Here is a 21,338-nt window from a genome sequence, read left to right as displayed (position 1 = left end):
ACCACAAAAAGAGTGACTCTGTATTGTTCGTGTGGTGTGTGTCCTCCCCCCCCCCCCCCCCCCCGCGTCCCCCCGATCCGGCGATCGCTCCCCCGTCCCCCCGATCACCGGCGACGCACCCCCGGTCGGCACCGCCACGGCGGGCACACCCCCCGCGCGCCCGCCGTACGGCCGATTGTTGTGCGTCGATCCCTTGGTACGGCATCGGCCCGGCTTACTCCATCCGAATCAGCGTACGGATACCCGCTCTTGATCCGATCGTTACGCCCGGGCACCATCCGGAATGTGACCTGGTGATACGTCATATGCCAATCGCCTATGCGGAGTTGACGACTGCTCAGCTCGGTGGCGGCGAGGCCGGTCCGGACAGCGCGACGGCGACCAGCGCGCGCAGCGCCGGGGCGATCTGACCGAGCGGCAGCGTCGCGTCGTCGGCGAAGAGCTCGACCAGCCAGCTGCCGGCCGGGTTGTCGCCGCCGGCCGCGACCATGGCCCGGTAGCCGCCGACCACCAGCACCGCCTCCTCGGCCGGGTCGTTGCCCGCCGAGCCGGCGCGCAGCGAAAAGCTGCCACCGTGCACCGCCCGCCGGGTGAGCGGGTAGTGCTCCAGCTCGAAGACCGCGTCGGGCGCCTCGATCCGGGCCCGCTGGCTCTCCGCCCGGCGGGCCGCGCCCGGCGAGACCGCGCCCTCGCCGCGGGCGCTCGGGCCGCTGGTCATCCGGTACACGGCGTGCTGCGCGGTGTGCATCCGCCCGGATCCGGGCGGCACGTACGAGATCCACCAGGCCACCGCGTCCACCAGCCGGGCCGCGGTCTCGGCCACGGTCGCGAGCCGGGCCAGTGTGTCGGCGCGGTGCCCGGCCCGCGGACCGCCGGGCTCGTCGAGCGCGTCCAGCACGGCGCCGAGCAGTTGCCCGGGGTCGGCGCTGTGCGCGGCGCCGCGGAACCGGCGGCGGTCGCCGTGCGCGCCACGGCCGCCGCCGCGGGCGCGCGGGTCGGAGGTGCGGTGGTGCGGGTCGGCCGCGTCGGCGAGCAGCACGGTCGGATCCGGCGCCAGCCCGGGGCCGTGGCTGCGGCCGGCCACCACCGGGTGCGCGGCACGGGCCGCCTTCGCCCGGTACTGCGCGGCGTCGGCCAGCCGGAAGAGCCGGTCGGAGGTGGAGACCGGGCCGATCGAGTCGCCGGTGGAGGCGATCCCGCAGGCCACCCCCTCGCCGTCGGCCAGCTGCAGCGCCTTCACACACAGCTCCTCGGCGACCGCGACCACCTCGTCCGCCTTCTGCCCCTCGGCCAGCAGGCAGAACTCGTCGCCGCCGAGCCGGGCGGCCAGCGAGCCGGGCAGCTTGGCGCCGGCCATCGAGAGCTGGTTGGCGAATCGTTCCAGCAGCCGGTCGCCCATCTCGTGGCCGTGCTGGTCGTTGATCCGCTTCAGGCCGTTGACGTCGCAGACCACCAGCGTGACCACGGTGTTGTCGCGGTTGTGGTTGGCCAGCGCGCTCTCCAGCCGGGCGTCCACCGCGCGGCGGTTGGCCAGGCCGGTCAGCGGGTCGGTGAACGCGAGCCGGCGCAGGTCGGCGAGCCGCTCGGTCTGCGCCAGGCCGGCCGAGATCTGGGCGGCCAGCAGCGTCCCGTACTGCGCGTCTGCCTCGGTGAAGACCGGCAGGTCCGCGCCCCGGGCCAGGTAGAGCTCGCCCCAGGCCTGGCCGTGCAGCACGATCGGGGCGACCAGGCAGCAGGACCGGCCGCGCCGGCGCAGTCCGGCGGCCCGCTCCCGGCAGGCCCCGCCGGCGCTCGGGTGGGCGGTGTGCGGCAGCAGGTCCTCGGCGGTCTGCACCCAGGCGCGGGGCAGCCGCCCGGTGGTCCAGTGCTCGTCCAGGTAGGTGACGATCTCGGGGTAGTCGGCGACCGGGTAGGACTCGTCCTCCGGGATCTCCTCCTCGCCGGCCGCCAGTTCGCCGTGGTTGACCAGCACCCGCAGCCGACCCGACTCGCGGTCCCAGACCGAGACGGCCGCCATGGTCGCGCCGAGCGCCCGGGTGGCCCGGATCGCGGCGGCCCGGACGGCCTCCAGCGCACTCTGCGCGCCGGCCATGTCCTGGGCCAGCTCGACGACGGCCTGCAGCCGGTGGTCCAGCCCGGTCGCCGCCACCGGGATCGGGGCCGCGACGGCGGGCGGCTCGACCGGGAAGGACCCGTCGGGCTGTCCGAGTTCCGCCATCACCTGCGCACCACCCACGTTCGCCCCTGGTTCCGCCCGTGGTCCTACGAGCGCTTTGATGACAAGACTAGGGGTGATTCCTTGGGAAATGCCCGCTTTGCCGGAATAGGCCAGGCCAACTGGAGCAGATCAGTGCGGGGGACGCTGCCGCCGGGTGAGCAGCCAGGGTTCGACCAGTCCGAGCCCACGCACCGGCCGCCGCCACATCGCCTGGAGCTGGAACCGCACGCTGCTGCTCCCGCCGCCCGGCTGGAGCATCCCGCCCATCGGCAGCCCGGAGTGCGCGGCCAGCGCCTCGGCGAGCTGCGACTGCGCGGCGATCCCGTCCGCCGGCCCCTGCGCCGCCGCACCGGCCTGCTCCAGCGCGGCCGCGAACTCGCCGTCTATCAGCACCGCGTCCTTCTGCGCGATCGAGGTCAGCCGGCTGGCCAGGTTGACGGTGGTGCCGAAGACGTCGCCCATCCGCGAGGTGACCGTGCCGAACGCCATGCCGACCCGCAGCGCCGGGATGGTGTCGTCCTCGGTCAGCGCCTCCACCAGGCTCAGCGCGATCTCGGCGGCCGTCACCGGGTCCTCGGACACGAAGAGGATCTCGTCGCCGAGCGTCTTGATCAGCCGGCCGCCCTGACCCGCGATCAGGTCGGCGCAGGTGGACTCGAAGGTCTCCACCAGCGAGCCGAGCTCCTCCTCCTCCAGCCGCCGCGACAGCCGGGTGAAGCCGACCAGGTCCGCGAAGCCGACCGCGAGCCGACCGCTGGTGATCTCGGTGTCCTCGGCGGCCTGCACGACCCGGCCGGTGACGGCGGCCAGCTGGCGGCGCCAGACGTAGATCAGGAACTGCTCCAGCTCCGGCAGCAGCAGCTCGACCAGCGGGTACGCCACCTCGGCCCGGGTCAGGCCGGGCTCGGCCGCCTGGGTGAGGTTCTCCAGGAAGGTGTCCATCTGCCAGCCCGCCAGCCGGGCGGTGGTCTGGCCGGTCGAGCGGGCCACCTGGATCGCCATCGCCTCGTTGATCAGCCCGGACTCGACCAGGCCGGCGAGCCGGCGCAGCGCGATCACGTCGTTGTCGTTGAGCGCGCGCTGCTGGCCGATGTCCGGGAACCCCATGGCCCGCCAGAAGCGCGAGGCCAGCTCCATCGGCACCTCGGCGGTGCGGGCCGCCTGATAAGGGGTGTAGCGGCGCGGCGCCCCCAGGATCAGCTCTTCCAGGTCCAGCGCGACGGTGTGGTCCTCCTCATCGGGTCCGCCACCGCTGCGCGCGCCCTCTGCCGGAGCGAGCCTGCCGTCGTCGTCTGCCACCGGTCCGTCCCCGTGCGGTTGCCGCACTTGCCTGTGAGGTCCTGTCCTGCCGTTGCCACCCGGCACCGGTGAGGAGGCACCGCACCGCCGCTCGGACAGTGGCGCGCCTCACACCGTTGCCAGGTGGAATGGTCGCACGGAATCCGCCGATCCGGGGCATCCGGCTCCGGGCAGGGGTGTCCCCGACCGGCCCTGACCGGCGCGCGGCCGGCCCGGCGGGAGCCGACGGCGCGTCGGACGGGCACCGCACGCGCGCCGGACGGAGCGTCAGAGCGCCCGCGGCTCCGGGCGCACGTGGACCACGTCGCCGGCGCCGACCGCCTGCCGGGCGCCGTCCGGGGTGCGCACCACGAGCCGCCCGTCGGGATCCAGCGCGACCGCCTCGCCGCGCAGTTCGCGCTCGCCCGGCAGTTGCACCAGCACCTGGCGGCCGAGCGTGCTGCACCGGTCGGTGTACGCCCGCAGCAGCCCGCTGGCCTGCGGGTCGCCGGCCGCGGCCTGCCACTCGCCGTACAGCCCGGCGAACTCGCGCAGCAGCGCCCGCAGCAGCGTGCTGCGGTCGGTGACCTCGGCGCCGGCCAGCGCGAGCGAGGCGGCGGTGGGAACGGGCAGCTCGTCCTCGCGCAGCGTGACGTTCAGCCCCAGGCCCGCGACCACGGCCTCGCCGGTCAGCTCGGTGAGGATGCCGCCCACCTTGCGCTCCTGCCCGGCCAGCTCGACCTGGAGGTCGTTCGGCCATTTCAGGCCGACCTCGACGCCGGCCACCCGGCCGACCGTGCTGGCCACCGAGACGCCGACCAGGATCGGCAGCCAGCCGAGCCGTTCGCGCGGCACGGTCGGGCGCAGCAGCATCGAGAGGAAGAGCCCGGAGCGGGCCGGCGCGCTCCACTGCCGGTCGAGCCGGCCGCGCCCGGCGCTCTGCCGCTCGGCGATCAGCACCGCGCCCTCGGCGGCGCCCGCGCGGGCCCGCGCGGTCAGGTCGCTGTTGGTCGAACCGGTCTCCTCGACCACGTCCAGCGCCGTCCACAGGCCGCCTGGCAGCAGCAGGTCGTTGCGCAGCAGGGCCGCGTCCAGCGGCGGGCGGTCGAGGTCGGTCCAGGGGGAGGGGCCGTCGTGGCCGAAACCACGCAGTCCACTGCGACGGGGGCGATCCGGCTCGGTCATGGGCCTAGCGTAGGGGGACCACCCCGGTGCCCAGCCGTAGGCCGCCCCATCGTCCCGCAGAAACGCTCGTTAACACACTGTGTCGCTGGCCATAACGCCAAGGGCTCGGGGCTGGCTAGGCTACCCAGCGGTAGTTCGCGGCACCGTCCTGCCCGGACTTCCCGCCCCTCCATCGCGCCTTACGAGTGAGGAACTCTCCGGGATGACCGACCTGTCGAACCCCTCCGCGCCGGACCCGCGCACGACCGCCGGCAAGCTCGCCGACCTGCGCCGCCGGATCGACGAGGCGGCGCACTCCGGCTCCGCCGCCGCGGTGGAGAAGCAGCACGCCAAGGGCAAGATGACGGCCCGTGAGCGGGTGCTGGAACTGCTCGACGAGGACTCCTTCGTCGAGTTCGACGAGTTCGCCCGGCACCGCTCGACCAACTTCGGCCAGCAGAAGAACCGCCCGTACGGCGACGGCGTGGTCACCGGCTACGGCACCGTGGACGGCCGTCAGATCGCCGTCTTCGCGCAGGACTTCACCGTCTTCGGCGGCTCGCTCGGCGAGGTCTTCGGCGAGAAGATCGTCAAGGTGATGGACTTCGCGATGAAGACCGGCTGCCCGGTGATCGGCATCAACGACTCCGGCGGCGCCCGGATCCAGGAGGGCGTGGTCTCGCTCGGCCTGTACGGCGAGATCTTCCGCCGCAACGTGCACGCCTCGGGCGTGATCCCGCAGATCTCGCTGATCATGGGCCCGTGCGCGGGCGGCGCGGTCTACTCCCCCGCCGTCACCGACTTCGTCGTGATGGCCGACCAAACCTCGCACATGTTCATCACCGGACCGGACGTGATCAAGACGGTCACCGGCGAGGACGTCGGCATGGAGGAGCTGGGCGGCGCCCGGACCCACAACAGCAAGTCCGGCAACGCGCACTACCTGGCCGCCGACGAGAAGGAGGCGATCGAGTACGTCAAGAGCCTGCTCTCGTACCTGCCCTCCAACAACCTGAGCGAGCCGCCGGTCTACCCCGAGCAGGCCGACCTCGCGGTCAGCGACGAGGACCTCGAACTCGACACGATCATCCCGGACTCGGCCAACCAGCCGTACGACATGCACAAGGTCATCGAGCACGTGCTCGACGACGGCGAGTTCCTGGAGACCCAGCCGCTGTACGCCGGCAACATCATCACCGGCTTCGGCCGGGTCGAGGGCCACCCGGTCGGCGTCGTCGGCAACCAGCCGCTGGACCTGGCCGGCTGCCTGAACATCGCCGCCAGCGAGAAGGCCGCCCGCTTCGTGCGGACCTGCGACGCGTTCAACATCCCGGTGCTCACCTTCGTGGACGTGCCCGGCTTCCTGCCCGGCACCGACCAGGAGTGGGACGGCATCATCCGGCGCGGCGCCAAGCTGATCTACGCGTACGCCGAGGCGACCGTCCCGCTGATCACCGTGATCACCCGCAAGGCCTTCGGCGGCGCCTACGACGTGATGGGCTCCAAGCACCTGGGCGCCGACCTCAACCTGGCCTGGCCGACCGCGCAGATCGCCGTGATGGGCGCGCAGGGCGCGGCCAACATCGTCTACCGCCGGGAGCTGGCCGAGGCCGCCGCGGCGGGCGCGGACGTCGATGCCCGGCGCGCCGAGCTGGTCGCCGAGTACGAGGACACGCTGCTCAACCCGTACCTGGCGGCCGAGCGCGGCTACGTGGACGCGGTGATCGCGCCGTCCGAGACCCGCGGGCACATCGTGCGCGGGCTGCGGGCGCTGCGCGGCAAGCGCGAGGTGCTGCCGCCCAAGAAGCACGGCAACATCCCTCTGTAAGGCCCTTTGTAAGGCCCGTTCCCGTCCACCGCGCGAAGAGGAACCGCTGATGTCCCCGATCCAGGTGCTGCACGGGCACCCGACCCCCGAGGAGCTGGCCACCGTCCTGGCGGTGGTCTCAGCCCGGGCCGCCGCCGCGCAGGCCGCCGCCGAGGCGGCCAGGCAGGCGGCGAGCGGCCCGGCCTCCCCGTGGACCGACCCCGCCCGCCGGCTGCGCCCCACGCTCAGCCCCGGCACCGACGCCTGGCGCACGTCCGGCTGGGCGCGGTAGCCCGGTTGACCTACGGTCCACGGCGCCTGCTGTGGACCGTAGGCTGGCCCGCATGACCGATCGCCGCACGCTCGTGCTCGCCTCCGCCTCACCCGCCCGGCTCGGGCTGCTCCGCCAGGCGGGGCTGGACCCGCGCGTGATCGTCAGCGGGGTGGACGAGGACGCGCTGAGCGCTCCGACGCCCGCCGAGCTGGCCCTGGTGCTGGCCGAGGCCAAGGCCGCCGCGGTGGCCGGGCAGCTGACCGACGGCGAGCTGGTGATCGGCTGCGACTCGGTGCTGGAGCTGGACGGGCTGGCGCTCGGCAAGCCGGCCGACGCGACCGAGGCGCTGGCCCGCTGGCGCTCGATGCGCGGCCGCGAGGGCGTGCTGCAGACCGGGCACTGCGTGATCGACACCGCGAACGGGCGGCGCGCCAGCGCGACGGCGTCCACCACGGTCCGCTTCGGCACTCCGGACGACGCCGAGATCGAGGCGTACGTGGCGAGTGGCGAGCCGCTGCACGTCGCCGGGGCGTTCACCCTGGACGGGCGGTCGGCACCGTTCCTGGACGGGATCGACGGCGACCACGGCAACGTGATCGGGCTGTCGCTACCGCTGCTGCGCCGGCTGCTCGCCGATCTCGACGTGCGGATCACCGACCTCTGGGTCTGACGCCGGATCCGGTGTGGGGCCCGGTGCCCGGGTCGGCCGCGGCTCGAACATCGATCGAACGGGCGGTCGATGTGGCAAAGGACACCTCACGTCTGGCAGTGTTCCAGCGCTGCTCGACTCCGGCCGGGCCGTGGAGCGTACGGTTGCCACCTGCGGCCCTGCCGCTGCGTGCTTACATGATCACGATCTGCGTCACGCTCCGTGTGGGCAAGCTCACCACCAGGGGCTACTCGCCGGTACTACCACCTCATCCCTAAACTCCATCGAGGTTCAAGAAGGGAGCCACAGTGCGCAAGGTGCTCATCGCCAACCGCGGAGAAATCGCCGTCCGCGTCGCCAGGGCCTGCTCCGACGCCGGCATCGCCAGCGTCGCCGTGTACGCCGAGCCCGACCGGGACGCGCTGCACGTCCGCGCGGCCGACGAGGCCTACGCTCTCGGCGGCGACACCCCGGCCACCAGCTACCTGGACATCGCCAAGGTGCTCAAGGCCGCCGCCGACTCCGGTGCGGACGCCGTCCACCCCGGTTACGGCTTCCTGTCCGAGAACGCCGAGTTCGCGCAGGCCGTGCTCGACGCCGGGCTGACCTGGATCGGCCCGCCGCCGCAGGCCATCCGCGACCTCGGTGACAAGGTCACCGCCCGGCACGTGGCCCAGCGGGCCGGCGCGCCGCTGGTGGCCGGCACGCCCGACCCGGTCTCGGGTCCGGACGAGGTGGTCGCGTTCGCGACCGAGCACGGCCTGCCGGTCGCCATCAAGGCGGCCTTCGGCGGTGGCGGCCGCGGCCTCAAGGTCGCCCGCACGCTGGAGGAGATCCCGGAGCTGTTCGAGTCCGCGGTGCGCGAGGCGGTCGCCGCCTTCGGGCGCGGCGAGTGCTTCGTCGAGCGCTACCTGGACAACCCGCGGCACGTGGAGACCCAGTGCCTGGCCGACCAGCACGGCAACGTGGTGGTCGTCTCCACCCGTGACTGCTCGCTGCAGCGCCGGCACCAGAAGCTGGTCGAGGAGGCGCCCGCGCCGTTCCTGAGCGACGAGCAGGTCGCCGAGCTGTACCGCGCCTCCAAGGCGATCCTGCGCGAGGCGGGCTACGTCGGCGCCGGTACCTGCGAGTTCCTGGTCGCCCAGGACGGGCTGATCTCCTTCCTGGAGGTCAACACCCGCCTCCAGGTCGAGCACCCGGTCTCCGAGGAGGTCACCGGCATCGACCTGGTCCGCGAGATGTTCCGGATCGCGGACGGCGAGGAGCTCGGCTACGACGACCCCGAGGTCCGCGGCCACTCCTTCGAGTTCCGGATCAACGGCGAGGACCCGGGTCGCGGCTTCCTGCCCGCGCCGGGCACCGTGACGCTGTTCTCGCCGCCGTCCGGTCCGGGCGTGCGGCTGGACGCCGGCGTCGAGACCGGCTCGGTGATCGGCCCGGCCTGGGACTCGCTGCTGGCCAAGCTGATCGTCACCGGGCGGGACCGCAAGCAGGCGCTGGAGCGGGCCAAGCGCGCGCTCTCCGAGTTCACCGTCGAGGGCATGGCCACCGCCATCCCGTTCCACCAGGCCGTGGTCGCCGACCCGGCGTTCGCGCCGGAGACCTTCGGCTCGGACGCGCCGTTCAGCATCTACACCCGGTGGATCGAGACCGAGTTCGACAACACCATCCCGCCGTTCGCCGGCGGCGCGGTGGACGGCGAGGAGCCGGACGGCCGGGAGACCGTGGTGGTCGAGGTCGGCGGCAAGCGGATCGAGGTCTCGCTGCCCTCCTCGCTCGGTGTCGCGGCGGCCCCGGCGGTCGGCGTGGTCGGCGGCGCCAAGGCCAAGCGGCGGGTCGGCGCGAAGAAGGCCGGCGCGGCCGTCAGCGGTGACACGCTGGCCTCGCCGATGCAGGGCACCATCGTCAAGGTCGCCGTCGAGGAGGGCCAGGTCGTCGAGGAGGGCGAGCTGATCGTCGTCCTGGAGGCGATGAAGATGGAGCAGCCGCTCAACGCCCACAAGGCCGGCACCATCACCGGTCTCAGCGCCGAGGTCGGCGCCAGCGTGAGCAGCGGCGCCGCGCTCTGCGAGATCAAGGACTGACACCCGTCCGTCCCGCGCTACGGCGGCCCGCCGGTCCGATCAGGACCGGCGGGCCGTCGGCGTTCGCGCGGAGGCCGACGGCGCGGGCAGGGCGGGTGTCGGCGCGCAGGACGTCCCCCGGACGGACGTCACCGCGCACCCGCGTACCTGGTCGGCAGGTGACCCGGTGGCGGGCCGCCGTGAGTGCCCGGACGGCGCTGCCCCGGCAGCGGGGCACCGGTCACCGGGCCCGGTCCGGGAGCAGCCCGGCGCGGGCCGCCAGGCGGCTGCTGCGGGTGCCGGTCCAGCCCCTGCCCCTGGTGGCCCGGCGGCTCGGCGGCCAGGCCGAGCGGCGCGAGCGCGATCTGCACCCCGCAGTCGGCCAGTGCGTCCAGCTCGCGGGCGGTCGGGTCCTGCCCGGCGGCCTGCTCGTCGGTCACCAGACGGGTGATCGCGTCGGTCGGCACGGTCTGGAACATGGTGTCCGCGCCGAGCTTGGTGTGGTCGGCGAGGACGATGACCTCGGTGGCCGACTGCACCAGTGCCCGGTCCACGCTCGCGGAGAGCATGTTGGGGGTGGACAGGCCGCGCTCGGCGGTCAGCCCGCTGCCGGAGATGAAGGCCTTGGTGACCCGCAGCCCCTGCAGCGACTGCTCGGCACCGCTGCCGACCAGCGCGTAGTTGGAGCCGCGCAGCGTTCCACCGGTCATCACCACCTCCACCCGGTTGGCGTGCGCGAGCGCCTGGGCGACCAGGAGCGAGTTGGTGACGACGGTCAGGCCGGGCACCCGGGCGAGCCGGCGGGCCAGCTCCTGGGTGGTGGTGCCGGCGCCGATCACCACCGCGTCGCCCTCCTCGACGAGCCCGGCCGCCAGATCGGCGATCGCGCTCTTCTCGGCGGCGGCGAGGTGGGTCTTCTGCGGATAGCCGGGCTCGCGGCTGAAGCCTCCGGGGAGCACCGCGCCGCCGTGCCGGCGGTCGAGCAGCCCTTCGGCCTCCAGTGCCCGGACGTCCCGGCGGACGGTGACTTCGGAGGTCTGGACGACGCGGGCCAACTCGCGGAGCGACACAGCTCCGTTGGCCCGCACCATTTCAAGGATCAACTGGCGACGTTCTGCTGCAAACACAGAACCGACGGTAACCCCCCGCACCGTCCGCTTTCAGGCGTTTGCCGCTAGTAACAGGAAGTACCCGTCGCACTGCGGCGCGCGGCGGTACAATGCGCGCCCGCACGCCCCGCTGCACCCCCGGCCGTCCGGACGAAGTGTCGGCGCAATCGGGTGAAACGATCAGGATCCGTTCTCGGCCCGCTTGCGAATGTGCAGCTGGCGAGCGGCTTCGGCGGTCGAACCGGACAGCGACGGGTAGACGGTGAAAGCACCGGCCACCTGCTCCACCGTCAAGTTGTTGTCGACCGCGAGCGAGATCGAGTGAATGAGTTCGCTCGCGCGCGGCGCGACCACCACACCGCCGACCACGATGCCGGTGCCCGGGCGGCAGAACAGCTTCACGAAGCCGTCCCGGATGCCCTGCATCTTCGCCCGCGGGTTGCCGCGCAGCGGCAGCTTGACCTCGACGGCGTCCATCTTTCCGCAGGAGACGTCCGCCGCGGTGTAGCCGACGGTGGCGATCTCCGGGTCGGTGAAGATGTTGGAGGCGATGGTCTTCAGGTTGAGCGGCTGCACCGCGTCGCCGAGCGCGTGGTACATCGCGATCCGGCCCTGCATGGCGGCGACCGAGGCGAGCATGAAGACGCCGGTGCAGTCACCGGCCGCGTACACGCCCGGGGCGGTGGTGCGGGAGACCCGGTCCACCTTGACCTGACCCCAGTCGTTGAGCTGGACGCCGGCCTCCTCCAGACCCATGTCCGCGGTGTTCGGAATCGAGCCGATCGCGATCAGGCAGTGCGTACCGCTGATCACCTCGCCGTTCGAGAGGGTGACCTCGACCCGGTCGCCGACCCGCTTGGCGCTCTCGGCGCGCAGCCGGCTCATCACGTTCATGCCGCGGCGGCGGAAGACGTCCTCCAGCACCTCGGCGGCGTCCGGGTCCTCGCCCGGCAGCACCCGGTCGCGGCTGGAGACCAGCGTGACCTTGGAGCCGAGCGCCTGGTACGCGCCGGCGAACTCGGCGCCGGTGACGCCGGAGCCGACCACGATCAGCTCGGCCGGCAGCTCCTCCAGGTCGTAGACCTGGGTCCAGTTCAGGATCCGCTCGCCGTCCGGGCGCGCGTCCGGCGCCTCACGCGGGTGCACGCCGGTGGCGAGCAGCACCGCGTCGGCGCGCAGCGTCTGCACCGTGCCGTCGGCCGCCTCCACGACGACCTCGCGCGAGCCGTCCACGCCCTGGCCGCCACCGCCGAGGCGGCCCTTGCCGCGCAGCACGGTGACACCGGCCCGGGTGACCGACTGGGTGATGTCGTGCGACTGGGCGATCGCCAGCCGCTTCACGCGGCGGTTGACCTTGCCGAGATCCACGCTGATCGCGCGGTCGGCCTCGCAGGCGAGCTTGATGCCGAGCTCCTGGTACGAAGCGTCGAAGCCGGTCATCACCTCGGCCGTCGCGATCAGCGTCTTGGACGGCACGCAGTCGGTCAGCACCGCCGCTCCGCCCAGGCCGTCGCGGTCGACGACGGTCACCTCCGCGCCGAGCTGGGCGGCTACCAGCGCCGCCTCATATCCGCCGGGTCCGCCACCGATGATCACGATCCGAGTCACGTGCACCATTGTCCCGCACGCTGAGCGGACCGTGACAACCGGGCCACGGATTCGTGTGCCTCGGCCGAACGGGTGACCGGTATCGCCGCATCTGGCGACGCGGAGGCCGCTGTGACGCTTGACACACCCGGGGGCGGCGCGGGTGATCCGCTCCCGTAGGCTGGCGCCCATGTCGCTCTACGCCGCGTACGCCACGAATCTCGATGCCCGGCAGATGAGCCGGCGCGCCCCGCACTCCCCGCTGCGCGGGACCGGCTGGCTGGACGGCTGGCGGCTCACCTTCGGCGGCGAACACCTGGGCTGGGAGGGCTCGTTGGCCACCGTGGTGGAGGACGAGAAGGAGCAGGTCTTCGTCTCGCTCTACGACGTGGCGCCGATGGACGAGGACGGCCTGGACCGCTGGGAGGGGCTGCAGCTCGGCATCTACCGCAAGGTGCGGCTGCGCGCGCACACGCTGGACGGCGACATCCCGGTCTGGACGTACGTGCTGAACGACTACGAGGGCGGCCTGCCCGCCGCGCGCTACCTGGGCCTGATCGCGGATGCCGCGGAGAGCGCCGGGGCGCCGGACGACTACGTGCTGGACCTGCGCCGCCGGCCCTGCTGAGCGCCGGGGCCACTTCGGCCACCGGCTCTGCCGGGCTACTGGAGATTCCTCCGGTTCCGGCCGGCCGGAACCAGCCAGACCTGGTGTTTTCGGGTCAACCGGGTAACGATCCGGCAAGCTCTGGGGGTCGGTTCTACGCGCGTAGGAATTTCTTGTCTATCCTCGGTCGTGTGAACGCATCTCCTCAGACCGCCGTGTCCGCCGACCCCTACGCCGCCGCTCAGGCCGCCGCTGCCCGCCTGCGCGAGCTGACCGGCGTCGAGCGCCACGACGTCGCCCTGGTGATGGGGTCCGGCTGGGTGCCGGCCGCCGACGCCTTGGGCGAGACGGTGGCCGAAATCTCGGTCACCGACCTCCCGGGCTTCCCCGCCCCCGCCGTCGCCGGCCACGCCGGCAAGATCCGCTCGGTGCGGATCGGCGAGAAGTACGCGCTGATCTTCCTCGGCCGCAACCACTACTACGAGGGCCACGGCGTGGCCACCGTGGTGCACGGTGTGCGCACCGCCGCCGCCGCCGGCTGCGGTGTCGTCGTGCTCACCAACGGCTGTGGCGGCCTGCGCCAGGGCTGGGTGCCCGGCCAGCCGGTGCTGATCAGCGACCACATCAACCTGACGGCCGACTCGCCGATCGTCGGCGCGAACTTCGTCGACCTCACCGACCTGTACTCCAAGCGGCTGCGCGAGCTCTGCAAGGAGGTCGACCCGTCCCTGGACGAGGCCGTCTACGTGCAGTTCCGCGGCCCGCACTACGAGACCCCGGCCGAGGTCAACATGGCCCGGGTGATCGGCGGCGAGCTGGTCGGCATGTCCACCACGCTGGAGGCGATCGCCGCCCGCGAGGCCGGCTCCGAGGTGCTGGGCATCTCGCTGGTCACCAACCTGGCCGCCGGCATGACCGGCGAGCCGCTCAACCACGCCGAGGTGCTGGAGGCCGGCAAGGCCTCCGCCGAGCGGATGGGCGCGCTGCTGGCGAAGGTCCTCGAGCGGATCTGACCCCCTCCCGGCCCGGGTGCCCCGCAAAAGGGGCGCCCGGGCCGATCCTTGTCCTCATCGACCTCTATCGGAGTAGGAGCCCCATGGCTCAGGCAAGCACCACCGACCTCCTCTCCCGGGCCCGCCAGTGGCTGGCCGAGGACCCCGACGCCGACACCCGCGAGGAGCTGGCCGCGCTGCTGGCCGCCGCCGAGGGCCCGGAGGCCGCCACCAGCGACCGGATCGCCTGGTCGCAGCTGGCCGAGCGGTTCCACGACCGGCTCCAGTTCGGCACCGCGGGCCTGCGCGGCGAGCTGGGCGCGGGCCCGATGCGGATGAACCGCGCCGTGGTGATCCGCGCCGCCGCCGGCCTCGCCGCGTACGTGCGCGAGGCCGGAGCCGGCGACCTCGTGGTGGTCGGCTACGACGCCCGCCACAAGTCCTACGACTTCGCCCGGGACACCGCGGCCGTCTTCGTCGGCGCCGGCCTGCGCGCCGCACTGCTGCCCGCCCCGCTGCCCACGCCGGTGCTCGCCTTCGCGATCCGGCACCTGGGCGCGGCGGCCGGCGTGATGGTGACCGCCAGCCACAACCCGCCACGCGACAACGGCTACAAGGTCTACCTGGGCGACGGCTCGCAGATCGTGCCGCCGGCCGACGCCGGGATCGCCGCCGAGATCGACGCGATCGCCTCGCTGAACGACGTGCCGCTGGCCACCGACGGCTGGCAGGCGCTCGGCGACGAGGTGCTGGAGGCCTACCTGGCCCGCGCCGTGACCGTGGTGGAGCCGGGCACGCCGCGCGAGCTGGACGTCGTCTACACGCCGCTGCACGGGGTCGGCCGGGACACCCTGGTCGCCGCGTTCGAGCGGGCCGGCTTCGCGGCCCCGACCGTGGTGCCCGAGCAGGCCGAGATGGACCCGGACTTCCCGACCGTCGCCTTCCCGAACCCGGAGGAGCCGGGTGCGATGGACCTGGCGTTCCGCACCGCCGCCGCGGTGGGCCCGGACCTGGTGATCGCCAACGACCCCGACGCGGACCGCTGCGCCGTCGCCGTCCCGGACGCCTCGGCGCCGGCCGGCTGGCGGATGCTGCGCGGCGACGAGGTCGGCGCGCTGCTCGGCGCCGCGCTGGTCGGCAAGGGCGTCGACCAGGGCACCTTCGCGACCACCATCGTCTCGTCCACGCTGCTCGGCCGGATCGCCGAGGCCGCCAAGCTGGACTACGCCGAGACGCTGACCGGCTTCAAGTGGATCTCGCGCGCCGAGGGCCTGCGCTACGGCTACGAGGAGGCACTCGGCTACTGCGTCGACCCGGACGGCGTGCGGGACAAGGACGGCATCACCGCCGCACTCGTCATCGCGGAGCTGGCCGCCGGCCTCAAGCGCGCCGGCCGCACGCTGACCGACCTGCTGGACGAGCTCGCGCTGGTGCACGGCCTGCACGCGACCGACCAGCTCTCGGCCCGGGTCGAGGACCTGACGCTGATCGCCGACGCGATGGCCCGGCTGCGCGAGCAGCCGCCGACCACGCTCGCCGGGCTGACCGTCACCCGGGCGGACGACCTGGCGACCGGCTCGGCCGAGCTGCCGCCGACCGACGGCCTGCGCTACTACCTGGGCGGCGACGCCGTGCGCGGGGCCCGGATCGTGGTGCGCCCGTCCGGCACCGAGCCGAAGATCAAGTGCTACCTGGAGGTCGTGCTGCCGGTCGGGTCGGCGGACGAGCTGGGCGCGGTCCGCGAGCGGGCGGCGCTGCTGCTGCAGGCGCTGAAGCGTGACCTGGGCGCGGCCGCGGGGATCTGACCCCCGGCGCGCACAGCGGAAGGCCGGCCCGGGACCGTGTGGTCCCGGGCCGGCCTTCGGCTTTTACGTCTCAGGAAGCGAGCAGCGCCAGCAGGGCGACCAGCGCGACCAGCGTCGGCGCGATCACCCACCAGCACCAGCTGACCTGGATCTCGCCCTTGGCGTCCGGCAGGATCGCGTTGCGCTCGGCCGTCTCGCGCAGCACGTCGACCACCTGGTCGGACCAGGCCCGGTTCGGGTTCGGCGCGCCCGGCACCACGCCGGCGCCCATCCGGCGCGGGGTGGTGCCCATGGTGGCGCTGCGCAGCGTGCGCGGGTCAGTGCTCGCGCTGATCTTGTCCTCGCGGCGGTTGGCCTTCTTGCGCTGGCGCAGCGAGACCGGGACGGCCCAGAGCTGGTACGTGCGACCGCCCGCCGTGAGCTCCGCCGAGTAGCTCGCGCGCAGCGCCTCGACGGCCCCCCACGGCACCACGAGGGTGCGCAGCGGGTTGCGGACCACCATCCGGTTCTGCCCCACCGAGACGGAGGGGCGCACGGTGTACGCGAACACCGGGCACGCGAAGAGCACGCCGGCGACCAGCGCGATCCAGGGCGCCTTGCCGCTGCCGGAGATCATCGAGTCGATCACCAGCCAGCCGGCGATCGCGAGCAGCATGACGCCGGAGATGATGCCGGGGCTGGAGCGGAAGACCTGGTCAGCGTACTTCTGCTCGGTGGCGGGGGCGGCAGAGCCGGGGTCGGGCGTGCCGTCGGAATCGGTCATGGGGTCGATTCTGCCCCATGCGTCCCCGCTGGTCGGGGGTCACAAAGGTCACTTTTCGGCCGCGACCCCGAGGGTCGGCCCCGTCAGCGGTGCAACACCCGGCGAGCCACCACGACGATCGCGTAAAGCACCAGCCCGAACGCGGCGGCTATCACCAGATGGCCGAGCTGGTTCGCCACCGCCTGCACCGTGCTGTCCGCCCGCAGCACGCGCGGCGCGTCGGCCATCACGATCAGCAGCCCGACCAGCCCCGGCAGCCACTCCAGCCGACTGGCCCGCCGCCCCCGCCCGACCCGCCGGCTGCGCCGCATCCGCGCGGTTGCCGCCAGCCGCACGCTGATCGTCATCAACAGGAACCCGGCCCACACCATCGGCCACCCCACCGATACGTACACGGCCGCAACCTCCCCCTGCTCCCCCGGTCACTTGCCTGGGACGCTACCCAGCGATGACACAGGACTACCAGGGAAGTTGAAGGTTTCGCACAGGACTTGGACTTTCTCGACCGACTTCCTGGCAAAAGCTTTATGCCCGGGTCATATTCACCCGGTGACCCGTCCACCTGCCATGGGATGCAGAAGTCGATCTGGCCGACTTCCTGAGCCCGGGGACTACCGACCGGCGGCGCCGAGGATACGTTCGGCCACCAGAACCGGCTGGTCCGTCGGCAGCGCATGGCCCGCGTCGTGCAGGGCACTGCGCGCCCCGAGCAGGAACAGCGAGGGGACCCGCAGCCGGCGCAATTCCTCGTCCGAGAAGACCAGCGGCACCGGGAGCGCTCGGCGGAACCCCATCGACGCGCGCAGCAGGCGCATCAGCTCGCCCTCCAGGATCGCGCTGTTGCCGACCAGCCGGGCCAGCCGGGGCCGGAGCGAGCGCGGCGCCGTCGCGGCCAGCCCGCCGGCGATCAGCCAGGCGTAGAAGCGCGGGCCGAACCCGGCGAAGCCCGCCGGATCCACCAGGGTGAGGCCGGCGGTCCGGCCGGGGTGGTGGATCTGGTGATTGAGCGCCAGCCAGCCGCCGTAGGAGCAGCCGACGACATGGGCCGACGACACGTCCAGCCCGGCGAGCAGCTCCTCCAGCCAGGCCGCGCCGTCCCGGCCGTCGGCGATCGGCGCGGTCTGCACGCTCGCGCCCGGCTCGCCGACCGTGTCCACGGCGATCACCGGATGCTGCCGGGCCAGCACGTCGATGTACCGGTGCCACATCAGCGCGTTCCCACCCGATCCCGGCAGCAGCACGATCGGCCGACCCGCCTCGGGCCCGGTCCGGTAGACCCGGGTGATCCCGAAAGACGTCGGGATATCGAGCTCCGTCCGCGACCCCGGCCAGAGTTCCGCCAGAACCTGCTCGTAAACAGCCAGGAATCGCTCCCTGGCGCCGTCGTTCCTGAACTCGCCCATTCGCATGATACATGTGTATCACAGGCATGATACGGGTGTACCACGAGAGGGAGAGTGAGTGCTTCAGATGGCCGGACAGGTGGACCACGAGGAACGCCGACGACAGATCGCCGAGGCCCTGCTGCGCATCGCCGACACACAGGGCCTGCAGTCGGCCAGCATGCGGGCGGTCGCCGCCGAAGCCGGCGTCTCGCTGCGGCTGGTGCAGTACTACTTCACGAGCAAGGAAGGCCTGCTGCTGGACGCGCTGGCCAGGCTCGGCGCCCAGCTCCAGGCCCGGATGGCGGAGTGGATCGGCGCGGCCGGCTCCCCGCCGACACCGCGCGGCATGGTGACCGCCGTCCTGTCGTGCATCCTGCCGACCGATCCGGAGAGCCGCCGGATCACCAGGACGTACGCGGCGTACTACACGCTGGTGCTCAGCGATCCCGAGGTGCTGGCGAAGCACGGAACGGCCCAGCCCGACCTGCTGGAGGGCTTCCTCGCCAAGCAGCTGCGCGCGGCCCGGCAGGCCGGGGAGATCGCCCCCGACAAGGACCCGGAGATGACCGCCGCCGGGCTGCTCGCCATGGTCAACGGCCTCGGCTCAAGCGTGCTCGGCGGCCAGCGCAGCGGCGAGGCCGCACTGGCGATCCTCACCCATCACCTGGACGAGCTGTTCCGTTGAGCAGTTGAGCGGTCGTCATGCCGCCTTCCCGCTGGGCACCTGGGCCAGCGCGGCGTCGGCGGCGGCGAGGATGGCGCTGAACGTGCCAGTGATGATCGGCCGCGCGACGGCCCTGGTGAGGAAGGCGCCGACCAGCGGTACGGGCAGCTCGGCGCGGGTCGTCCAGCGCACGTGCGTACCACCCTCGACCTCGGTGAACGTCATCCGGCCGAGCTCATGCCGGGACGGCGGCAGGCTGCGCTCGACCACGTACTCGGTGGCGTACGGCGGGTCGTAGTGGGTGATCCGCTCCCGGAACCAGCCGATCAGCCACAGGTGATCCCGGATCGCCCCGACCCCGTAGGGCGCACCCTCACCACGCCGGGTCAGCCGGCAGCGCAGGATCAGCGGCGAGCGCGTGTAGTTGGTGGTCGTGGTGAGCCAGCTGAACACGTCCTCGATCGGAGCGGCGATGACGCGTTCGACGGTCATGGTTTCCACGGCTGGTGTCCTCTCACGTCGGTTGCCCATGAGACAGAGCACGCCGACGGTTTGTGACAGCCCACCGCACACGACACTCGGCAGCCCGGCCGCCACCCCTCGGGCTGACGGCCGGAACTACACGGCTACGCCTCGAAATCGGCGACCTGCGCCAGGAACGCCGACCAGCCGTCAGCAGTGAAGCGCAGAGACGGGCCACCCTGGTCCTTGCTGTCCCGGACAGCGCGCCCCCCATCGGCCAGCGGCGCGACCTCGACGCAGTTGTCCTGCTGCCCGCTGAAGCTGGACTTCTGGAACGGGCCGATGGGGGTGCTGTGCGACATGATCAGGTTCCTCATAGCTGGAGTTACAGGTCTTCCCGAACGCTGCGGATGAGCGCCAGAGAGTCCGCCGGGCTGAGTGCCGAGGCGCGGAGATTGTCGAAGGCGCTGGCATACGCCTCCAACTGCCCGGGCTTGTCCATGAAGAGCGTTCCGATCAGATTCGGAACGCACGCAATGCTCGGGTCGCCGTCGGCGAAGTCAAACAGGACGAATGAGCTCTGAACCCCAGCGTGGGCGCCCGCCGAGAACGGCAGGACTTGCAGGGTGACATTCGATCGATCGGTCAGACCCGCAAGATGGTCGAGTTGCTCCCTCATCACGCCTCGGCCGCCAACGAGCTGATGCACCGTGGCCTCAGCGATGATGAACCAAAGCCTTGGCGCTTCACGACTATCCAGGATCTTCTGCCGCTCCGAGCGCACCTCGACGAGCGAGTCGACGTGACCAGGCGGCAGAACAGCAGGCCCAGCCGTGATCACATGCCTGATGTAGTCGGGAGTCTGCACGAGACCGGGGAGGATCATGCCCTCAAAGGTCCGGATGCCGGTCGCCGCACCCTCCAGTGCAATGAAGTCGCGGTACTCACGAGGCAGCGCATCCTCGTAAGCCAGCCACCACCCCTGCGACCTGGCCTCGCGGGAAGCTTCCAGGAACGTCTCCACCTCGTCCTGGTCGGTCACGCCGTAGAGCGCCAGCATCGCCCGCAAGTCCGTTCGTGAGACGCGCACTTTGCCGGACTCGATGCGGCTGATCTTGCTCTGCGAGAAGCCCAGTTCTTCGCCGACCTCTTCCGCCGTCAGCGTCGCCTTCCGGCGCAGCTGCTGCAGATCAGAGCCCAGGCGGCGACTCCGAATCGTCTGTGCCATCTCACCCCTCGCACGTGTGGATGCCAGTTTGCCTTGCGGGCCACCAACGACGCCAGCAAGTACAGGTGCATATGCACAGAGCCACTTGGCAAGTAGCCACTGAGCCCGCTACCGTGAAGCAACTGGTTACGAGACGTAGTCATGCCACTACGTTCCCGCGACCTCGTCATGTGGTGCGGGCGCACCTTCACTTGCCCGCGTGCTTGAGAAGCCCAAGGTGATCTCAATGACGAGTGCCAAGCGTGCCTACAACTTCCCCCTCACTCCCCGGACCCCGCGCTGCGCGCGTCGGGTCGTCCGCAGGACCGTCCTCTCCTGGTGCCACACCGAGGAACTCGCCGACACCGCCGAGCTGCTCGCCTCCGAACTGGTCACCAACGTCGTCCAGCACTGCGCGAGCAGCCCGCTCTGCCTGGTGGTCTGCCAGGTCCACGACGACCTGCTGACCGTCCAGGTGATCGACCTCGGCGGTGGAAAGCCCGCCCGCCAGACCGTCGCCGACACCGCAACGCACGGGCGCGGGCTGTTCCTGGTCAGCGAGTTGGCGTGGGACTGGGGCGTGCAGTACTTCGAGACTGGCAAGGCGACGTTCTTCCAGCTCCAGCTCGACCCGTCGCCCGACGTCCCGAAGGCGCGCCCGCCGCTGCGCGATTGCGCGTGAACCGACCCGGCGTCACACCGGGCGTCCGGATCCCGCTTGCACGAGCCGACGCCTTCTCCTACGTCCTCCGCTTCGGCGCCACCGGCGGCCGCGCCGAGCGACTGACCACCGCCCAGCTCATGACGCTGCTCTTCGAGGGCACCCAAGAGCTCGGTCTGGCTCTCTCCGCGCCGGCAACCTCACGCACACCCCACCATCACCCCCGCGAGAAGGGCGGCGAATCACCATGACCGACACCCCCACCACCCCCAACACCCCGCTCCAGGACGGCGACGACGCAGCGCACGAGCTCGCCGACGCGCTCGCGCTCGCCGGGTTCGCGCTGGGCTCGCTCCGCGGCGACTTCCCGGTCGACGGCCGGGCGCACGTGCAGCTCGGAGGCGCGTCCGGCGAGGTGGCGCGCGGGCTGGCAGCGTGGATCAAGGCGCGGGCCTGAACCACGCTCTGAATCTCCCCGCCAGGCAAATATTGAACGCGTTCAAATCTTCTGCCAGGCTGTCCCAGCGGACCCGCACCCGGCCACGGACGTGCGTCGGCGGCGTCCGCCTGCCTCGGGGGGACGAACGCCATGAGACCTGTGGGACTTGCGGGGCTTTTGAGACGACGACGCGACGCGCCGATC

21 protein-coding genes and 1 pseudogene are annotated in these 21,338 nt (G+C 72.2%); 11 read left to right on the top strand and 11 right to left on the bottom strand.

Going from position 1 to position 21,338, the window contains the following annotated elements; all coding sequences use genetic code 11:
• Positions 1-937: 937 nt before the first annotated feature.
• From AC060L_RS23625 to AC060L_RS23615, 3 genes and pseudogenes are all read right to left on the bottom strand, one after another.
• Positions 938-2,092: pseudogene (locus tag AC060L_RS23625) on the bottom strand (GGDEF domain-containing protein); the annotation flags it as partial.
• Between the two features lie 255 nt (positions 2,093-2,347).
• Positions 2,348-3,544, bottom strand: coding sequence for an adenylate/guanylate cyclase domain-containing protein (locus AC060L_RS23620; RefSeq protein ID WP_483800877.1), 1,197 nt, complete (start codon positions 3,542-3,544; stop codon positions 2,348-2,350).
• Between the two features lie 240 nt (positions 3,545-3,784).
• Positions 3,785-4,681: a biotin--[acetyl-CoA-carboxylase] ligase gene (locus tag AC060L_RS23615; protein WP_483800876.1), complete on the bottom strand. Its 897-nt coding sequence runs from the start codon at positions 4,679-4,681 to the stop codon at positions 3,785-3,787.
• 202 nt (positions 4,682-4,883) lie between these two features.
• Between AC060L_RS23615 and AC060L_RS23610 the strand changes: the two genes are divergently transcribed.
• The 4 genes from AC060L_RS23610 (at position 4,884) to AC060L_RS23595 (ending at position 9,474) form a co-directional block, all read left to right on the top strand.
• Entirely contained in the window at positions 4,884-6,488 is a 1,605-nt protein-coding gene (locus AC060L_RS23610) for an acyl-CoA carboxylase subunit beta (RefSeq protein ID WP_483800875.1), read from the top strand.
• A 49-nt stretch (positions 6,489-6,537) separates the two neighbouring features.
• A complete protein-coding gene (locus AC060L_RS23605; RefSeq protein ID WP_483800874.1) occupies positions 6,538-6,759 on the top strand; it encodes an acyl-CoA carboxylase subunit epsilon in 222 nt (73 codons plus the stop codon).
• A gap of 52 nt (positions 6,760-6,811) precedes the next feature.
• The gene (locus AC060L_RS23600; RefSeq protein ID WP_483800873.1) at positions 6,812-7,411 is read left to right on the top strand and encodes a nucleoside triphosphate pyrophosphatase; all 600 of its coding nucleotides are present in this window, start codon (positions 6,812-6,814) and stop codon (positions 7,409-7,411) included.
• A gap of 287 nt (positions 7,412-7,698) precedes the next feature.
• Positions 7,699-9,474: an acetyl/propionyl/methylcrotonyl-CoA carboxylase subunit alpha gene (locus tag AC060L_RS23595; protein WP_483800872.1), complete on the top strand. Its 1,776-nt coding sequence runs from the start codon at positions 7,699-7,701 to the stop codon at positions 9,472-9,474.
• A 128-nt stretch (positions 9,475-9,602) separates the two neighbouring features.
• Here the strand turns inward: AC060L_RS23595 and AC060L_RS23590 are convergent, their stop codons facing one another.
• Together AC060L_RS23590 and AC060L_RS23585 are read right to left on the bottom strand one after the other, a co-directional pair.
• The gene (locus tag AC060L_RS23590) at positions 9,603-10,580 is read right to left on the bottom strand and encodes a DeoR/GlpR family DNA-binding transcription regulator (protein WP_483800871.1); all 978 of its coding nucleotides are present in this window, start codon (positions 10,578-10,580) and stop codon (positions 9,603-9,605) included.
• Between the two features lie 162 nt (positions 10,581-10,742).
• Positions 10,743-12,179, bottom strand: coding sequence for an NAD(P)H-quinone dehydrogenase (locus tag AC060L_RS23585; RefSeq protein WP_483800870.1), 1,437 nt, complete (start codon positions 12,177-12,179; stop codon positions 10,743-10,745).
• 160 nt (positions 12,180-12,339) lie between these two features.
• On the opposite strand from AC060L_RS23585, the gene AC060L_RS23580 reads away from it, so the two are divergent.
• The 3 genes from AC060L_RS23580 to AC060L_RS23570 all read left to right on the top strand — a co-directional run bounded on the left by AC060L_RS23580 (position 12,340) and on the right by AC060L_RS23570 (position 15,553).
• The gene (locus AC060L_RS23580) at positions 12,340-12,777 is read left to right on the top strand and encodes a gamma-glutamylcyclotransferase family protein (protein ID WP_483800869.1); all 438 of its coding nucleotides are present in this window, start codon (positions 12,340-12,342) and stop codon (positions 12,775-12,777) included.
• Between the two features lie 170 nt (positions 12,778-12,947).
• Positions 12,948-13,769, top strand: coding sequence for a purine-nucleoside phosphorylase (locus AC060L_RS23575; protein WP_483800868.1), 822 nt, complete (start codon positions 12,948-12,950; stop codon positions 13,767-13,769).
• An 83-nt stretch (positions 13,770-13,852) separates the two neighbouring features.
• Positions 13,853-15,553 carry a phospho-sugar mutase gene (locus AC060L_RS23570; protein ID WP_483800867.1) on the top strand — a complete coding sequence of 567 codons (1,701 nt, stop codon included), beginning with the start codon at positions 13,853-13,855 and terminating at the stop codon, positions 15,551-15,553.
• A gap of 70 nt (positions 15,554-15,623) precedes the next feature.
• Here the strand turns inward: AC060L_RS23570 and AC060L_RS23565 are convergent, their stop codons facing one another.
• The 3 genes from AC060L_RS23565 to AC060L_RS23555 form a co-directional block, all read right to left on the bottom strand.
• The gene (locus AC060L_RS23565; RefSeq protein WP_483800866.1) at positions 15,624-16,316 is read right to left on the bottom strand and encodes a PH domain-containing protein; all 693 of its coding nucleotides are present in this window, start codon (positions 16,314-16,316) and stop codon (positions 15,624-15,626) included.
• A gap of 83 nt (positions 16,317-16,399) precedes the next feature.
• Positions 16,400-16,663 (bottom strand): hypothetical protein, encoded by a 264-nt coding sequence (locus AC060L_RS23560; RefSeq protein WP_483800865.1) that lies wholly within the window; start codon positions 16,661-16,663, stop codon positions 16,400-16,402.
• 264 nt (positions 16,664-16,927) lie between these two features.
• Positions 16,928-17,725: an alpha/beta fold hydrolase gene (locus tag AC060L_RS23555; RefSeq protein ID WP_483800864.1), complete on the bottom strand. Its 798-nt coding sequence runs from the start codon at positions 17,723-17,725 to the stop codon at positions 16,928-16,930.
• 61 nt (positions 17,726-17,786) lie between these two features.
• Between AC060L_RS23555 and AC060L_RS23550 the strand changes: the two genes are divergently transcribed.
• Positions 17,787-18,386, top strand: coding sequence for a TetR/AcrR family transcriptional regulator (locus AC060L_RS23550; RefSeq protein WP_483800863.1), 600 nt, complete (start codon positions 17,787-17,789; stop codon positions 18,384-18,386).
• A 15-nt stretch (positions 18,387-18,401) separates the two neighbouring features.
• Here AC060L_RS23550 and AC060L_RS23545 read toward each other — a convergent pair whose 3' ends face one another.
• The 3 genes from AC060L_RS23545 to AC060L_RS23535 form a co-directional block, all read right to left on the bottom strand.
• The gene (locus tag AC060L_RS23545) at positions 18,402-18,866 is read right to left on the bottom strand and encodes an SRPBCC family protein (RefSeq protein ID WP_483800862.1); all 465 of its coding nucleotides are present in this window, start codon (positions 18,864-18,866) and stop codon (positions 18,402-18,404) included.
• A 125-nt stretch (positions 18,867-18,991) separates the two neighbouring features.
• Positions 18,992-19,189, bottom strand: a complete 198-nt coding sequence (locus tag AC060L_RS23540) for a DUF397 domain-containing protein (RefSeq protein ID WP_483800861.1) — start codon at positions 19,187-19,189, stop codon at positions 18,992-18,994.
• Between the two features lie 23 nt (positions 19,190-19,212).
• Positions 19,213-20,055, bottom strand: coding sequence for a helix-turn-helix domain-containing protein (locus AC060L_RS23535; RefSeq protein ID WP_483800860.1), 843 nt, complete (start codon positions 20,053-20,055; stop codon positions 19,213-19,215).
• Positions 20,056-20,281: 226 nt separating this feature from the next.
• Between AC060L_RS23535 and AC060L_RS23530 the strand changes: the two genes are divergently transcribed.
• Genes AC060L_RS23530 through AC060L_RS23520 form a run of 3 tightly spaced genes read left to right on the top strand, consistent with a single transcriptional unit; the run spans position 20,282 to position 21,152 of the window.
• A complete protein-coding gene (locus tag AC060L_RS23530; RefSeq protein ID WP_483800859.1) occupies positions 20,282-20,716 on the top strand; it encodes an ATP-binding protein in 435 nt (144 codons plus the stop codon).
• A complete protein-coding gene (locus AC060L_RS23525; protein ID WP_483800858.1) occupies positions 20,713-20,946 on the top strand; it encodes a hypothetical protein in 234 nt (77 codons plus the stop codon). The genes AC060L_RS23530 and AC060L_RS23525 overlap by 4 nt, the downstream gene beginning before the upstream one ends.
• Positions 20,943-21,152, top strand: coding sequence for a hypothetical protein (locus AC060L_RS23520; protein WP_483800857.1), 210 nt, complete (start codon positions 20,943-20,945; stop codon positions 21,150-21,152). The genes AC060L_RS23525 and AC060L_RS23520 overlap by 4 nt, the downstream gene beginning before the upstream one ends.
• Positions 21,153-21,338 lie beyond the last annotated feature (186 nt).

The organism is Kitasatospora sp. NEAU-69, assembly GCF_057158765.1.
This window is presented reverse-complemented; position numbering and strand designations above follow the sequence as displayed.